At 68.4% G+C, this 13,728-nt stretch carries 18 protein-coding genes; 12 read left to right on the forward strand and 6 right to left on the reverse strand.

From position 1 onward, the window contains the following. The first annotated feature begins 5 nt into the window (after positions 1-5). Positions 6-1,133 carry a sensor histidine kinase gene (locus ACXC9Q_RS19100; RefSeq protein WP_457057928.1) on the forward strand — a complete coding sequence of 376 codons (1,128 nt, stop codon included), beginning with the start codon at positions 6-8 and terminating at the stop codon, positions 1,131-1,133. Positions 1,134-1,208: 75 nt separating this feature from the next. Here the strand turns inward: ACXC9Q_RS19100 and ACXC9Q_RS19105 are convergent, their stop codons facing one another. Beyond that, on the reverse strand, positions 1,209-1,532 hold the full coding sequence (locus tag ACXC9Q_RS19105) for a rhodanese-like domain-containing protein (protein WP_457057929.1): 324 nt from the start codon (positions 1,530-1,532) through the stop codon (positions 1,209-1,211). Positions 1,533-1,671: 139 nt separating this feature from the next. Here ACXC9Q_RS19105 and ACXC9Q_RS19110 point away from each other — a divergent pair, with 139 nt between their 5' ends. After that, the gene (locus tag ACXC9Q_RS19110) at positions 1,672-2,511 is read left to right on the forward strand and encodes a hypothetical protein (protein ID WP_457057930.1); all 840 of its coding nucleotides are present in this window, start codon (positions 1,672-1,674) and stop codon (positions 2,509-2,511) included. A gap of 60 nt (positions 2,512-2,571) precedes the next feature. Then, on the forward strand, positions 2,572-3,177 hold the full coding sequence (locus ACXC9Q_RS19115; protein WP_457057931.1) for a hypothetical protein: 606 nt from the start codon (positions 2,572-2,574) through the stop codon (positions 3,175-3,177). A 22-nt stretch (positions 3,178-3,199) separates the two neighbouring features. Here the strand turns inward: ACXC9Q_RS19115 and ACXC9Q_RS19120 are convergent, their stop codons facing one another. Further along, the gene (locus tag ACXC9Q_RS19120; RefSeq protein ID WP_457057932.1) at positions 3,200-4,057 is read right to left on the reverse strand and encodes an Fpg/Nei family DNA glycosylase; all 858 of its coding nucleotides are present in this window, start codon (positions 4,055-4,057) and stop codon (positions 3,200-3,202) included. Between the two features lie 116 nt (positions 4,058-4,173). Between ACXC9Q_RS19120 and ACXC9Q_RS19125 the strand changes: the two genes are divergently transcribed. Then, entirely contained in the window at positions 4,174-4,314 is a 141-nt protein-coding gene (locus ACXC9Q_RS19125) for a hypothetical protein (RefSeq protein ID WP_328525017.1), read from the forward strand. Here the strand turns inward: ACXC9Q_RS19125 and ACXC9Q_RS19130 are convergent. From ACXC9Q_RS19130 to ACXC9Q_RS19140, 3 genes are all read right to left on the reverse strand, one after another. Then, positions 4,308-5,135: a class I SAM-dependent methyltransferase gene (locus ACXC9Q_RS19130; RefSeq protein WP_457057933.1), complete on the reverse strand. Its 828-nt coding sequence runs from the start codon at positions 5,133-5,135 to the stop codon at positions 4,308-4,310. The two genes, ACXC9Q_RS19125 and ACXC9Q_RS19130, sit on opposite strands and share 7 nt — an antisense overlap. Before the next feature lie 42 nt (positions 5,136-5,177). Next, the gene (locus ACXC9Q_RS19135) at positions 5,178-6,131 is read right to left on the reverse strand and encodes a DUF6528 family protein (protein ID WP_457057934.1); all 954 of its coding nucleotides are present in this window, start codon (positions 6,129-6,131) and stop codon (positions 5,178-5,180) included. A gap of 119 nt (positions 6,132-6,250) precedes the next feature. Next, the gene (locus ACXC9Q_RS19140; RefSeq protein WP_457057936.1) at positions 6,251-6,520 is read right to left on the reverse strand and encodes a hypothetical protein; all 270 of its coding nucleotides are present in this window, start codon (positions 6,518-6,520) and stop codon (positions 6,251-6,253) included. 82 nt (positions 6,521-6,602) lie between these two features. Here ACXC9Q_RS19140 and ACXC9Q_RS19145 point away from each other — a divergent pair, with 82 nt between their 5' ends. The 5 genes from ACXC9Q_RS19145 to ACXC9Q_RS19165 all read left to right on the forward strand — a co-directional run bounded on the left by ACXC9Q_RS19145 (position 6,603) and on the right by ACXC9Q_RS19165 (position 10,896). Beyond that, positions 6,603-7,556 (forward strand): GlxA family transcriptional regulator, encoded by a 954-nt coding sequence (locus ACXC9Q_RS19145; RefSeq protein WP_457057937.1) that lies wholly within the window; start codon positions 6,603-6,605, stop codon positions 7,554-7,556. Then, complete coding sequence (locus tag ACXC9Q_RS19150) at positions 7,556-7,975, forward strand: GNAT family N-acetyltransferase (protein ID WP_457057938.1); 420 nt, start codon at positions 7,556-7,558, stop codon at positions 7,973-7,975. Before ACXC9Q_RS19145 ends, ACXC9Q_RS19150 begins: the two co-directional genes overlap by 1 nt. Before the next feature lie 272 nt (positions 7,976-8,247). Continuing rightward, the gene (locus ACXC9Q_RS19155) at positions 8,248-8,943 is read left to right on the forward strand and encodes a PadR family transcriptional regulator (RefSeq protein ID WP_457057939.1); all 696 of its coding nucleotides are present in this window, start codon (positions 8,248-8,250) and stop codon (positions 8,941-8,943) included. A 145-nt stretch (positions 8,944-9,088) separates the two neighbouring features. Next, positions 9,089-10,078 (forward strand): ATP-binding cassette domain-containing protein, encoded by a 990-nt coding sequence (locus ACXC9Q_RS19160; RefSeq protein WP_457057940.1) that lies wholly within the window; start codon positions 9,089-9,091, stop codon positions 10,076-10,078. Next, the gene (locus tag ACXC9Q_RS19165; protein WP_457057941.1) at positions 10,078-10,896 is read left to right on the forward strand and encodes an ABC transporter permease; all 819 of its coding nucleotides are present in this window, start codon (positions 10,078-10,080) and stop codon (positions 10,894-10,896) included. The genes ACXC9Q_RS19160 and ACXC9Q_RS19165 overlap by 1 nt, the downstream gene beginning before the upstream one ends. A gap of 111 nt (positions 10,897-11,007) precedes the next feature. Here ACXC9Q_RS19165 and ACXC9Q_RS19170 read toward each other — a convergent pair whose 3' ends face one another. Next, complete coding sequence (locus ACXC9Q_RS19170) at positions 11,008-12,078, reverse strand: adenosine deaminase (protein WP_457057942.1); 1,071 nt, start codon at positions 12,076-12,078, stop codon at positions 11,008-11,010. Between ACXC9Q_RS19170 and ACXC9Q_RS19175 the strand changes: the two genes are divergently transcribed. The 3 genes from ACXC9Q_RS19175 (at position 12,077) to ACXC9Q_RS19185 (ending at position 13,372) form a co-directional block, all read left to right on the forward strand. Beyond that, positions 12,077-12,295 (forward strand): PDDEXK nuclease domain-containing protein, encoded by a 219-nt coding sequence (locus tag ACXC9Q_RS19175; protein WP_457057943.1) that lies wholly within the window; start codon positions 12,077-12,079, stop codon positions 12,293-12,295. The two genes, ACXC9Q_RS19170 and ACXC9Q_RS19175, sit on opposite strands and share 2 nt — an antisense overlap. 88 nt (positions 12,296-12,383) lie before the next feature. Next, positions 12,384-13,190, forward strand: coding sequence for a zinc-dependent alcohol dehydrogenase family protein (locus ACXC9Q_RS19180; RefSeq protein ID WP_457057944.1), 807 nt, complete (start codon positions 12,384-12,386; stop codon positions 13,188-13,190). Continuing rightward, a complete protein-coding gene (locus ACXC9Q_RS19185; RefSeq protein ID WP_457057971.1) occupies positions 13,157-13,372 on the forward strand; it encodes a zinc-binding dehydrogenase in 216 nt (71 codons plus the stop codon). The genes ACXC9Q_RS19180 and ACXC9Q_RS19185 overlap by 34 nt, the downstream gene beginning before the upstream one ends. The last annotated feature ends 356 nt before the right edge of the window (positions 13,373-13,728 follow it).

Consider the following 13,728-nt stretch of genomic DNA (forward strand, 5'->3'; position numbering starts at 1 on the left):
CGGGCGTGCACAGACTCGAGCAGGTGGGGATCGTCGTCCTCGACGCCATCGTGGTCGCGCTGCCGACGGCGTTGCACGGCTGGCCGACCACGGTCGCGGGGAACGTGTTCACCGCCGTGCTGCTGGCGAGTGGACTCACGCTGCTGTGGTGGCGTGACCACCCTCGTCTGGTCGCCATCTCAGGTGGCGCGATGTGGCTGTTCCTCGCGCTGCTCGGCGACTACGGCTGGTTCCCCGACACCGCCTTCGCGATCATGGTGCTGCTTGCGACGGTGACAGCACTGGCCTGGTCCGGCCGGGCCGCCTGGGTGGCCGGGGGCGCGTTGGCGGCGTACCTGTTCGTGCTCTGGCTTGTCCTCGGCAGCACCAGTTGGGTCGCGTTGGGGATGTTCAGTGTGCCCGGCTTCTTCGCCGGCACCATCCTGCGGCTTCGCCAGGAGGCCGCGGACGAGCTTGCCCAGCGCGGCCGGGAGCTGGAGGAGGAGCGCGAACTCTTCGCCGAGCTGGCCGTCCGCCACGAGCGGGCGCGCATCGCGTCGGAGCTGCACGACATCGTCGGCCACGCGATCAGCGTCATGGTCATCCAGGCCGCGGCCGGGCAGCGACTGCTCGAACAGGATCCGGTCCGGGCCAAGCAGGCCTTCTCCGCCATCGCGGAGTCGGCGCGGCGGGGCCATGACGACCTGCAGCGGCTCGTCGAGCTGCTCGGCGGAACCGAGGTCGCCGAGCCGGATCTGTCCCTGATCGAGGAGGTGGTGACGCGGGCCGCTCGGGGTGGGCTGGACGTGTCCTGCCGGTTCGAGGGCGAACGCGACGGCTTGGCCGCCCCGACCGCCCATGTCGCCTTCCGTGTCGTCCAGGAGAGCTTGACGAACGCTCTCCGCTACGCACCGGGCGCCGCCGTACGCGTGCTGGTCAACGGGTCAGGTCGCGAGGTGACCGTGAGCATCGAGAACGACCACTCGATCCAGGAGCGGCCGGGTCTGGCCGGTACGGGTCGCGGGCTGGTCGGCCTGCGGGAACGGGTGCAGGAGCTGGGTGGCCGGCTGGTCACCGGACCGATCCCCGGCGGCGGGTGGCTGGTCGAGGCCACCCTGCCGGACGGTCGCCGCGGTGGCGATCGCGGGAGCTGACCGGCCGGCGCTCGGGTTCTGGATCGCCCTGGATGACCGGGCGGCCGCCGAACCCGACGCCGATGCCGGGAGTCGTCAGGAGGTGCTGACCGGGCGGCCCATGGTCTGCCAGGCGTGCATGCCACCGTCGAGGTTGATCGCCTCGCGGCCGAGCTGGTTCAGGAACTGGGTCGCCATCCCGGACCGGCCGCCGACCGCGCAGACGCAGAGCACCTTCTGGTCCAGCGGCACCTCGCCGACCCGCTCCTGCAGTTCCCCGAGCGGGATGTGGTTGGCACCCTCGATGTGCCCGCGGTCCCACTCGTCCGGCTCGCGCACATCGAGCACGAACGCCTCCGCCAGCAACACGTCGTCGAGATCGGCGACGACGACCGAGGGAATCTCCTGGTTCTGGAACATGCGACCAAGCATGTCAGATCAGCAGCCTCCCTCCGTAGGTTCCGCCGAGGAGGATGGGGAATGCGATTGCCCGCTGTGCGGGATATCGCATTGACACCGGCCGCCGGATTGCGGACCGTGGCTCGAAGGAGGCGCGGCCGTGGCACTGATACAGGGGATCCCGGGGGAATTCGAGCCGCAGCCCTGGGGCGAGGCAATTCTGCGGAGTCGCGAACTGCTGCTGCTCCGGATCGCCCGCCGGCCACCCGACCACGAGGTCCGCCTGCCCGGCCTGGCCACCACCCCGCTGCACGTCGTCGAGGACCGCACCGGCAAGGCTTTGACCTGGCGGCACGACGGCGACGACCTGATCGTCCGGCTGCCCGACTCAGGCGAACCGCCGCTCGTCCGGGTCGCCCTGCAGGGCAAGCTCCGCATCGTCCCGCCGGACACCGTCACCGCCAACGCCGACGGCGTCTGGGACGTCACCCCGACCGGCACCACGGCCCACCTGGTCGCCCGCCGCTCCGCGGACGTCGCCGTACGCTTCCTCGGCCCGATGGACCCGGACGCCCAGCAGCACATCCGGCTGGCCGGCCGGAGGTACGTCGTCTCCGGTCATCAACTGCTGCGGTCGACGATCGGCCCGTTCCCGATGCCGGCCCGACGCGTGCTTCCACTCCTTGTCCCCACCGGCGTACGACGGATGCTCGTCGCGCCGGTCGGCACCGTGCTGGCCTCGATCCACCCGGGGACCGCCGGCGAGCTCACCGTCCTGGTGACGAACTTCGGCCGCGGGCGGGCGCGTGGTGAGGTCGTGCTCCCGCTGCCGCCCGGGTGGACCGCCACCGACCGCGCGTGGACGTTCGACGATCTCGCCGCGGGCCGGTCGATCGGCTGGGCGACTCGCCTCGCCGGACCGCCAGGTGCCCACGAACTGCAGCTCCGCCTCGAGGCCGGCCGCCGCTCGGCGTCGTCACCATACGTCATCCACCTGTGACTGATTGAACTCTCGGCCCGCTCACCAAGAGTCATGGGTCGGACAGGACTAACGGCCCTGTTGGCGGTCACGGCAGAGTCTCAGCACCACCCACCCAACGCACAACAGGTACCGCAAAGCCCGCCGCCAGGTGGATATCCGCCGCCACCGAAGAAGACGCACAAGTTCCGGAACTTCGTCGTCTTCCCGTTTCTCGGGCTGATCGCCCTGATCGTCATCATGGCAGCCGCCGGCGGCGGGGGTGACAGCACGAACCCGAACACCGCGACCGGTGGCGAGGCGACCGGCACGGCGACCACCAAGCCGTCCGCCCAGCCGTCCACAACGGAGCAGTCCGAGCCCGAGGACCGCAACGCACCGCGGGTGGTGACTCCGGGCAAGGCGTTCGTGCTCGGCAACCACCGGCTGAACACCGGCTGGAAGCTCACCTACCAGGAGTACCTCGGGACACAGCTCGTCGGATCGTTGACCAACGTCGGCGACGACACCAGTACTGCCTTCTTCCACGTGAAGTTCCTGAAGGGCAGCACCGTGCTCGCCAATTTCCAGTGCGCGAGCGACGATCTCGAGGTCGGCCAGGCCGAGCAGATCGAGTGCTACAACTCGGTGACCAGCACCAAGCGCCTGACTGGCTGGGACAAGGTCACGGCCGAGGCCGACTTCTGACCGGCCGCCGGCGTTGGTGAAACTACTTGAGCAGCTTGGACAGGCGGCGGTCGGCCAGCGGCTTGCCGCCTGTCTGGCAGGTGGCGCAGTACTGCAGCGAGGAGTCGGCGAAGCTCACCTCGCGGACGATGTCACCGCAGACCGGGCACTTCTCGCCCTTGCGTCCGTGCACCCGCAGACCGGACTTCTTCTCCGACTTCAGATCCTGTACGGCGAGGCCGGCGGAGCGATCCACCGCGTCCTGGAGGGTCTCGCGCATCGCGTCGTACAGGGTCTTCAGCTCGTCCTCGGAGAGGTTGGAGGCCGGCTTGAACGGGCTCATCTTCGCGACGTGCAGGATCTCGTCGGAGTACGCGTTGCCGATGCCGGCGATGACCGACTGGTTCCGCAGGACGCCCTTCAGCTGGACCCGGCCCTCCCGCTTCAGGATGGCGCCGAAGTCCTCCAGCGACAGCGTGAACGGATCCGGCCCGAGCCGCGCGATCCCCGGCACCTCGGCCGGGTCGCGGACGACGTACACCGCGAGCTTCTTCTGCGTGCCCGCCTCGGTCAGGTCGAAACCGGAGCCGTCGTCCAGCACCGTCCGCAGCGCGATCGGGCCCTTCCCGGGCCGGATCAGCGTCGTCGACTGCTCCTCTTTCCACCGCAGCCATCCGGCCCGCGCCAGGTGGATCACCAGGTGCACGCCCTGCGCGGAGATGTCCAGGAACTTCCCGTGCCGCTGCACGTCGTCGATCAGCAACCCGACCAGCGCCGAGATCGGCGGATCGTAGGTTTTCAGCGCGCTGATCGCCGTGATGTCGGCGCGCACGAACGCCTGCCCGACGGCTCGCTCCCGCAGGAACCCCGCCAGCGACTCGACCTCCGGCAACTCAGGCACCACCCCAGTGTGCCAAAAGCCAGGGACACTTTCCCGGGTTTCTCCGGCGGATCACCTATGGAACTGGGTTGGGCCGGGCGGATACCGTCGGTGGCAACAGAGCAGGGAGGTCCCCCATGGGATTCGTGAAGACGCTGGTGAAGGGTGCCGTCGTCGCCAAGCTGGTGCAGGTCGCGCAGCGTGAGCTGAGCAAGCCGGAGAACCAGCAGAAGATCAAGGAAGCCTTCCAGAAGGTTCAGCAGAAGCGCGCTCACTGAGCGGGTTTGTGCGCCTGCAGGGTGTAGGTGGCGGCGAGACGATTCGGGTTCTCCGTCAGCCGCCACTCGCCCGCGGCGTCCTCGGTCATCAGGCCGGGCAGGGCGTTCCAGGGCGCACTGTCGTGCTCGGTGAGTGAGTCGAACGTCAGCCCGGCGCCCTGGACCGCGGTGATGATCTCGGCCAGGCCGTGGTTCCACTCGTGCGTCAGGTTCGCGGTGAACACCGCGTCGGTTGCGACGTACGTCCCGCCCTCGTCCCAGACGATCGGCTCGGGCGTCTCGAAGTACGGGTGCCTCAGCACGGGCTCCTCGAGGCCTTCACCGGCCAGCGCCCACAGCATCGGGTGGCCCTCGCGGACGAAAAGCCGCCCACCGGGCTCGAGCAGTCCGGCGACCGTGTCCGCCCAGCGCTGGATGTCGGGGAGCCAGCACAGCGCGCCGATCCCGGTGTAGACCAGGTCGTACGACGACGCGCCGAGCACCTCGACCGCGTCGTACACATCAGCCACGTGGAAGTCCGCGGTCAGCCCGAGTCGATCGGCCAGTGACTGCGCCTGCTCGACCGCGGGCGCCGAGAAGTCGAGTCCGCTCATCCGCGCCCCGAGCCGCGCGAGGGACACCGTGTCAGTGCCGATGTGGCACTGCAGATGCACCCCGCGCAGCCCGGCGATATCGCCCAGCCGGGGGACGTCGAACCGGACCACCCCGCTGAGGTACGACGGATCCTGCTCGAACGACGCCACCCGGTAGTCCGGCGACGCCACATGCGCCGGGACCCGCTCGTCCCAGCTGGCCCGATTCACGTCCCGGTAGTCGGTCACGGTTCGAACTGTCGCACACCGCGACCGCGGCCCAGAACAGATTTACTGGAACGCCGTGGTCCAGATCCGCGCCTTGTAGAACTGCGCCCCCGACCGGGTCCGGTCCGGCGAGGCGGAGAAGCGGACCGTCTTGTTCGCCCAGTCCCTCGGCTGCGTGCCGTCACCGCGGATCGACACGACCTCCCCAGAGGAATGCTTCACGTACGACTTCACCCGCGACTCCGACGAGATCTTCCGGGTCCGGAACGACCCGCCGTCGGTCAGCAGCTCGTACACACCCTTGGTCGACGTGATCAGCATCTTCTGGTGGTTGGTGTAGTCCGGCTGCAGGTCGTGGCCCAGGTTTCCACTGCCCAGGCTGAAGTGGGCGGCGTACTTGAGCCGGGTGTTCCGCTTGCTGCCCATCACGGCGTAGTGGCTGAACCGGTTCTTCCCCACCACCCAGAGCAGCTCGTACGTCGGGTCCCACAGCACGCCGTGCGCACCTGGGTAATCCACGGTCTGCACCTTGGCCAGACTGCCTAGGCTGCCGACACTGCTCGGCGCGTACAGCGTCAGCTTGCCGTCGGAGCTTGCCACGATCACCGAGCCGTTCCCCGGCACGCGCTCGATCGCGTGCGGATTCCCGCCCGGCGTCGCACTCCAGGCCACGTCGTTCAGCTCGGTGTTCTTCTCACTTCCGATGTTCACGATCCCGGCCTTGCCGCCGGACGCGGCCATCAGCGCGATCCAGCCCTGCGCCGCGGTCTCGCGGATCTTGACGTCGGACAGGTTCGACCAGGCTCCGCCGCCAGGGCTGAAGCTCCAGTGCACATTGGCGTCCGAGAACGCCTTGTTCTTGGGGAAGACGAGGACCTTGTTCTTGGTCTGCTCGGTAGTCGCGACGTAGTAGTTCGCTGCCACCGCCGCCTGTGCGTCCTGCTGCCCCAGTAGCGTGATCGCCGGCGCGCCTACGGCCGCCGCGGCCAGCCCCTGCAGGAACGTCCTCCGGTGCATTCAGATCCTCCTCAGGTTGGTAAGCCCTTTCAGTCGGTACTGACGCCACCGACGGTCCCGGGGTTCCCTCCCACAAGGAGACCGCCCGGGGCAGGAGCCCCGGGCGGTCTTGGTATGACTCAGGCCGCGTGGCGGCCGTGGTGGGTGGTGAGGCGAGCGCGACGGATCGCGGGCACGGTCCCCGCGGTCGAGGCGGGCTTGTGGTTGAAGGGCTCGGCTGCGCCACCGAGGGCGAGCAGGTCGAGCTTGGTCCGGGCCTTGTCGCGGTCGTCAGCGATCCAGGTGCCCTCCGCACCGGCGGTCAGACCGGTGGAGTGGCGCTTGTTGCTGATCTCCAGAGCCGCGATCACGGCCAGCACGAGTACTGCGAGAACGATGTATCCGGTCATGGCAGTAATCATGCTACCAACTAGATCCAGCCACCATTGGCACTATTGACATACTTCCACAAATTACTGCCATACTGGCTGCATGCTCCGAAAGATCGCGGTCGTCCTGATGGAGGACGTCGCCATGTTCGAGTTCGGCGTGGTGTCAGAGGTGTTCGGGATCGACCGGACCGACGACGGTGTGCCCGCGTTCGACTTCAAAGTGTGTTCGACCAAGCCCGGTGAGCCACTGCGGAGTAGCAGTCACTCCTCGGTGATCGCGCCGTACGGGCTGGAGGAGCTCGAGGACGCCGACCTGGTCGCACTGCCGGCGACGACCTGGCGGGAGGAGTACGACGAGCGCATCCTCGACGCACTCCGCCAGGCCGAGGCCCGCGGGGCGATCCTGCTGACGGTCTGCTCGGGCGCGTTCGTGCTCGCCAAGGCGGGTCTGCTGGACGGACGGCCGTGTACGACGCACTGGCGCTACGAGAAGCTGTTCCAGGAGCAGTTCCCCCTGGCCAAGCTGGACGCGGACGTGCTGTTCGTCGACGACGGCAACATCATCACGAGCGCCGGCACCGCGGCCGGCATCGACGCCTGCCTGCACCTGGTCCGCCGCGAGCTCGGCAGCGCGGTCGCGACCCGGATCGCCCGCCGGATGGTGGTCCCGCCGCAGCGCGACGGCGGCCAGCGGCAGTACGTCGAGGTCCCGGTGCCGGAGTCGTCCGGGGAGAGCCTGCAGCCGGTGCGCGACTGGATGGTCGACAACCTGACCATCGAGCACACCGTGCCCGCACTGGCCCGGCGGGCGCAGATGTCGGAGCGGACCTTCGCCCGGCGGTTCGTCGCCGAGACCGGGACGACCCCGGTGAAGTGGGTCACCACGCAGCGCGTCCTGCGCGCCCGCACGCTCCTCGAGCAGACCCGGATGGGTATCGAGCAGATCGCGACCGAGTCGGGATTCGGGACGGCGGCTCTGCTGCGGCATCACTTCCGTAGGGTGGTGGGCGTGCCACCACAGGACTATCGCCGTACGTTCCAGACCGCCAGCTGATGGTCGCCTACCGCACCGCCGTCGCGGCCGATGCCGACGACGTGATGAAATTCTGGGCCACCGCCGCTGAGGACTCACACCGCCCGCCGGACTCGGCCGACGCCGTCCTGCGGCTGATCGCACGCGATCCGGAGGCGCTGCTCCTTGCCGTCGACAACAATGTGGTCGTCGGCTCGATCATCGTCGGCTGGGACGGCTGGCGCTGTCATCTCTACCGCCTCGCCGTCGCGCCGACCCATCGCCGCCAGGGCATCGGCCGCGAACTGGTCGCGCGAGCCGAGGCCCGATTCACGGCGTACGGCGGGACCCGCGCCGACGCGATGGTCCTCGACGACAACCCCCAGGCCCACCGCGTCTGGTCAACCGCCGGGTATGCACCCCAGCCCGAATGGTCCCGCTGGGTCAAGCCGCTCCCGTGACCCACCACCACTCCCGACCTAGCGCCTCGCCGACGCACAGTTGAGGTTGTTACCGCACTTGGCTTTCCACGCGGGGCAATTTCCAGGGAGAACCTCGCAGCTGCACCCTTCGCCCTACCGCATACCCGGGGTGAAGGGACCAGATCAGGGGTGAACCCCGCACCTGGCCGCCGGGGCCGGCGGCCGAGCGCCGTTGCGCAACCCACATACTTGACATCGGATACCCGCGGTCTAATACTCGATTTCGAGTACTTGAGATCGGGGAGGGTGTCGTGGCGAAGCGAAAGGTGGGGAATCCCCTGGCGTTCGCCGTGCTCGGGAGTCTGGGCGAGCGGCCGATGCACCCGTACGAGATCTCGACGATGCTCCGGGCCCGCGGCAAGGACCAGAGCATCAAGGTGAACTACGGCTCGCTCTACTCCGTCGTCGGCGCCCTGGAGAAGCACGGCTTCATCGAGGCGCTGGAGACCGTCCGGGAGGGCAACCGCCCGGAGCGCACGGTGTACCAGATCACCACCGCCGGCCAGGCCGAGTTCTCCGACTGGCTGGCCGAGCTGATCGGGACGCCGACGCGCGAGTTCCACCCGCTCGAGGCCGGCCTGGCCTACCTGCCCGGCCTGCCACCCGACCGCGTGCTCGAACTCCTCGACCAGCGCCTGACCACGATCGACGGCGAGATCCAGGAGCTGACCGAGCTGCACGATCAGATGGACTCCGTGGAGTTCCCCCGCATCTTCTGGATCGAGTCCGAGTTCCGGCTGAAGCTGCTCGAGGCCGAGTCGGCGTACGTCCACCAGCTCGCCGCGGAGATCCGCTCGGACGCACTCGGCGGCTCCGCGTTCTGGCGTTTGGCCTGGAAACACTTCGAGGAGGACGGCATCACCCCGACCGAGCAACTGAAGGATCCGGTCAAGTACTTCGGCACGGACTTCGCCTGGATGAAGGCGATCCCGCCGGAAGGTCAGTAAATAAACGGCCCTCGACCACGGTGCGGCAACACCAGGGTCAAGGGCCGCGGTTCCTCGAGTCGGTCCGAAGACCTGGCACCCAAGGCGCAATCACAGGATAGGCCAGGCAGGACCGGCTCCCAGCACCCACAAAGGGAGTCACCTGATGGCTACGCATGCCCTCGAAGCGGTCGACCTGGTCAAGACGTATCCGGCCGGCCGGAAGAAACCACCGCTCCGCGCGCTCGACGGTCTCACGTTCAGCGTCCCCGACGGCGTCGTCCTCGGCCTGCTCGGCCCGAACGGCGCCGGCAAGTCCACCACGGTCAAGATCCTCACCACGCTCTCCCAGGCCGACTCCGGCCGGGCGCGCGTCGCGGGGTACGACGTTGTCGGCCGGCAGGAAGAGGTACGACGCTCGATCGGCTATGTATCGCAGAAGTCCAGCTCCGACCCGATGGCGACCGGCCTCGAGAACCTCGTCCTCAGCGGCCGGATCTACGGCCTGTCGCGGCCATCAGCGACGCGGCGCGCGACCGAGTTGCTGGAGCGGTTCGACCTGACCGAGGCCGGCGATCGCCAGGTCAAAACCTACTCCGGTGGCATGCAGCGCAAGCTCGACGTGGCGCTCGGCCTGGTCCACCGGCCGCGGGTACTGTTCCTCGACGAGCCGACCACCGGCCTCGACCCGGAGGCGCGCGCCGACCTGTGGAACGAGGTCGGCCGGCTGTCCGGCGACGAAGGCCTGACCGTGCTGCTCACCACGCACTACCTGGAGGAGGCGGACCGGCTGGCCGGTCAACTCGCCATCGTCGACCACGGCAAGATCGTTGCCGAGGGCACCCCGGAGGCCTTGAAGGCCGAGCTCCGGGGCGACTCGGTGCACGTCGAACTGGTCGATCCGGACCTCAACGGGAGTGTCCGCACGCTGCTCGGACAGCTGTCCGGCATCGGCACGATCGTTGTCGAGGGCAACGTGCTGCGACTCCGGGTCGACCACGGTGCGACCGCGGTTCCCGCCGTACTGGGAGCCCTTGAAGACAAGGCGATTCCGGTCACCGCGGTGACTGTTTCACGGCCGTCGCTGGATGATGTGTACCTGCGCTACACCGGCCGCTCGTTCCGGGAAGCCTCGGCGGAAAGGGAGGCCGCGTGATGGCCACTTTGACGGCAACGCGTCCGGTTGCGGCCCAGCGCCGTACCGGATTTCTTGCGCATACTCGCTTCATCACGGGCCGTTGGCTGCGGGCGTCGTACCGGCAGCCGGCATTGATCGCGTTCACGCTGATCCAGCCGGCGATCTGGCTGCTGCTGTTCGGCCAGCTCTTCAAGGGCGTGGTGAACATCCCGGGCTTCAGCGACTCGTCGTACATCGCCTTCCTCACGCCCGGCATCGTGATGATGACCGCGCTGATGACGAGCGGCTGGAACGGTACGACGTTCATCGCCGACATGGAGCGCGGGGTGATGGACCGGTTGCTCGCGTCGCCGGTCAGCCGGGGCGCGCTGATGGCCGGGCAGTTGATCAGCAACGCGACCACGACGCTGATCCAGACCATCCTGGTGTTCGCGATCGGCATCGCCGCCGGCGCGCGGTACCACGGCGGTGCGGCCGGCTACCTGGTGACGATCGGGGTGTCGGTGCTGGTCGGGATCGCGTTCGGCTCGCTGTCCAACGCGGTCGCGCTGCTGACCCGGCAGCAGGAGGCGCTGATCGGGATCTCGCAGTTCGTCTCGCTGCCGCTCACCTTCATGTCGTCGATCATGATCGACCCGGCGGTGGCGCCGCACTGGGTCAACGTGGCGGCTCGCTTCAACCCCGTCGACTGGGCCGCCATCGCCGCCCGCCAAGCCCTGGCCGCCGACCCGGACTGGTCGTCGGTAGTCCGGCACAGCGCCTACCTGCTCGCGTTCACCCTGGTCGTCGGCTGGGTCTCGACGCGCGCCTTCCGCACCTATCAGCGCTCGGTCTGAGCTTGGCCCCGGACCTGCACCACTCAACAATCGTCGTCTCGGCCTGATCCGAGCTGCCGACTGAGCGTAAGCCGCCGAGGTTGCGTGCAATTGATGAGTGGTGCAGGTCCGCTACCCGAGCGCTTCGGCGTACCAGGGCTTGATGACGTTGTCGATCAAGGCGAGGCGCTGGTCGAAGGGGATGAAGGCGGACTTCATCGCGTTGATGGCGAACCAGCGGAAGTCGTCGAGGCTGTAATCGAAGGCTTCCGCGAGCAACGCCAGCTCCCGGCTCATCGACGTACCACTCATCAACCGGTTGTCCGTGTTCACCGTGACCCGGAAGCGGAGCTTGGCGAGCACGCCGATCGGGTGGTCGGCGATCGACTCGGCCGCGCCGGTCTGCAGGTTGGAGCTCGGGCACATCTCCAGCGGGATCCGCTGGTCCCGGACGTACGCCGCGAGTCGCCCGAGCTCGGCCTTCTCACCGGCCTCGTCGTACGTGATGTCGTCGATGATCCGTACGCCGTGACCCAGCCGGTCGGCGCCACACCACTGGATCGCCTGCCAGATCGACGGCAGACCGAACGCCTCGCCGGCGTGGATGGTGAAGTGCGCGTTCTCGCGCTGCAGGTATTCGAACGCGTCCAGGTGCCGGGTGGGCGGGTACCCGGCCTCCGCACCGGCGATGTCGAACCCGACCACGCCCGCGTCGCGGTACGCGACCGCCAGCTCGGCGATCTCCATCGACCGGGCCTTGTGCCGCATCGCGGTCAGCAACTGCCGAGCCACGATCGGCCGCTCCGCGGTCGCCATCCCGTGCTCGAACCCTTCCCGGACCGCGTCCACCACCTGCTCGAGTGTCAACCCGGCAGTCAGATGCTGCTCCGGCGCGTATCGCACCTCGGCGTACACCACTCCATCCGCGGCCAGATCCTGCACACACTCACTGGCGACCCGCGTGATCGCCTCCGCGTTCTGCATCACCGCCACCGTGTGATCGAACGTCTCCAGATACCGCTCCAACGACCCCGAATCCGCCGACTCGACGAACCACTCCGCCAACTCCCCCGCATCCCCCCGCGGCAACCGATGCCCGATCTCCCGCGCCAACTCCACAACCGTCCCCGCCCGCAACCCACCATCCAAATGGTCATGCAACAAAGCCTTGGGCGCTGCCTTCAACTGCTCCGGGGTGATCATGCCGCCATCTTCGCAGTCGCCCACCAACCTCAAGCACATCTGCCGGAACAAGAAGCAGGTCGTCGTCGAGTACGCCTTGAAGGGGTTCAAGGCGCCCATCGGAGTGGCGGAGTGGACGAGCGCGATCAACAGGTCGTTGCCCGAGGAGTTCCAGTCCGCACTGCCGAGCGTTGCCGAGTTGGAGGCCGAACTTGCCTCCGGGGCGGAGGAGAACTGACCGACGGGCGCCCGCGGTCCGCAGGGCGATTCCCGGGTGGGAATTGAGGATGGGTGGGGGTGGACGCACCGTTGGGGGGGTGGAAACGATGAAGAGCTATCACATCCAGTACGGCGGCGGGCTCGAGAGTTTGCGGTTGCGCGAACACCCCGTGCCGGAGCCCGGGCCGACCGAGGTGCTGGTGCGGATCCGGGCGAACTCGCTCAGCTCACGCGAGCTGAACATCCTGCGCGGCCGCTATCCGCTTCCGGTGGCTGATGACATCATCGCGGCGTCCGACGGGGCCGGTGAGGTGGTCGCGGTGGGTGGCGAGGTCGACCGCTTCCAGGTCGGGGATCGGGTGATGGGCGTCGTGTTCCAGCGGTGGTTCGACGGGCGCTTCGACCTTGCTCGCGCCGACCAGCTGGGCGGGTCGCTCAACGGTCTGCTGACGGAGTACGCCGTACTCGACCAGGAAGGCGTCGTTCCGATCCCCGATCACCTCACGTACGAAGAGGCGGCGACGCTGCCGTGTGTGGCAGTCACCGCGTGGAACGCCCTGGTCGGCGGGCAGGGTCTGGTGCCTGGCGAGCAAGTCCTGACGCTGGGTTCGGGTGGTGTGTCTCTGTTCGCGGTGCAGTTTGCCAAGCTGCTCGGTGCTCGAGTGGTCGCGACCGCCGGCACCGATGAGAAGGCCGCGCGACTGACCGGACTTGGTGCCGACGCCGTGATTAACCACACCACCTCGCCTGACTGGGCGAAGCAGGTCCGTGAACTGACCGACGGTCGCGGCGTCGACCACCTGGTCGACGTGGCCGGCTGCGCGCTACTGCTACCGGCGGCGAGATCGCCTTCGTCGGCTCACTCAGCGGCGCCGACCCCATCGACGCCCGCCTTCTCTTCACATCCTCCGTGACCCTCCGCCCGATCGCCCTGGGCCACCGCGCCCACTTCCAGGCAATGAACAAGGCCATCGCCACAGCCGCCCTGCACCCAGTCATCGACCGGGTCTTCCCCTTCGATCAAACCCCCGCCGCCTTCGCCTACTACGCCAACGGCGGCGGCTTCGGCAAAATCGTCATCTCCCACACCGCCTGACCCTCACCCTCTCCAGCCGCCCCGCACCACACAGCACGAACGGGCGGAGATCCGCCGCGGTCCACGTGCCAGCGGTCACCCACGCCCCCGGCCTCGGCCGCAACTCGCCCAGCTCAACCCCGCGTCCAGTCCAACCCGCATCCGTGTTCCGGGTGGCCGGGTTGGGCGAGGCGGAGCCGCTGCGAGACGCCCGCCCGACCCGGCTCACGTCCACCCCGCGTCCTGTTCAGCCCAACCCGCATCCGCACACCCGATCCGGCCGACGTCCACCCCGCGGTCCGACTCGCATCCGCCCCGGGGCCTCCGTCCGCGCTGAGCCGAGAGCTGCTTGAGTCGGCTCGGTTCGCAGGGGTGGC

This window comes from Kribbella sp. CWNU-51 (assembly GCF_054073265.1).

Excerpts from the sequence above, each read along its gene's own strand:
- ACXC9Q_RS19105 (WP_457057929.1), bottom strand. The coding sequence starts at position 1,532 with ATGTTCCAGAACCAGGAGATTCCCTCGGTCGTCGTCGCCGATCTCGAC.
- ACXC9Q_RS19165 (WP_457057941.1), top strand. The coding sequence starts at position 10,078 with ATGGCCACTTTGACGGCAACGCGTCCGGTTGCGGCCCAGCGCCGTACC.
- ACXC9Q_RS19145 (WP_457057937.1), top strand. The coding sequence starts at position 6,603 with ATGCTCCGAAAGATCGCGGTCGTCCTGATGGAGGACGTCGCCATGTTC.
- ACXC9Q_RS19180 (WP_457057944.1), top strand. The coding sequence starts at position 12,384 with ATGAAGAGCTATCACATCCAGTACGGCGGCGGGCTCGAGAGTTTGCGG.
- ACXC9Q_RS19175 (WP_457057943.1), top strand. The coding sequence starts at position 12,077 with ATGCCGCCATCTTCGCAGTCGCCCACCAACCTCAAGCACATCTGCCGG.
- ACXC9Q_RS19125 (WP_328525017.1), top strand. The coding sequence starts at position 4,174 with ATGGGATTCGTGAAGACGCTGGTGAAGGGTGCCGTCGTCGCCAAGCTG.
- ACXC9Q_RS19135 (WP_457057934.1), bottom strand. The coding sequence starts at position 6,131 with ATGCACCGGAGGACGTTCCTGCAGGGGCTGGCCGCGGCGGCCGTAGGC.
- ACXC9Q_RS19150 (WP_457057938.1), top strand. The coding sequence starts at position 7,556 with ATGGTCGCCTACCGCACCGCCGTCGCGGCCGATGCCGACGACGTGATG.
- ACXC9Q_RS19170 (WP_457057942.1), bottom strand. The coding sequence starts at position 12,078 with ATGATCACCCCGGAGCAGTTGAAGGCAGCGCCCAAGGCTTTGTTGCAT.
- ACXC9Q_RS19160 (WP_457057940.1), top strand. The coding sequence starts at position 9,089 with ATGGCTACGCATGCCCTCGAAGCGGTCGACCTGGTCAAGACGTATCCG.
- ACXC9Q_RS19140 (WP_457057936.1), bottom strand. The coding sequence starts at position 6,520 with ATGACCGGATACATCGTTCTCGCAGTACTCGTGCTGGCCGTGATCGCG.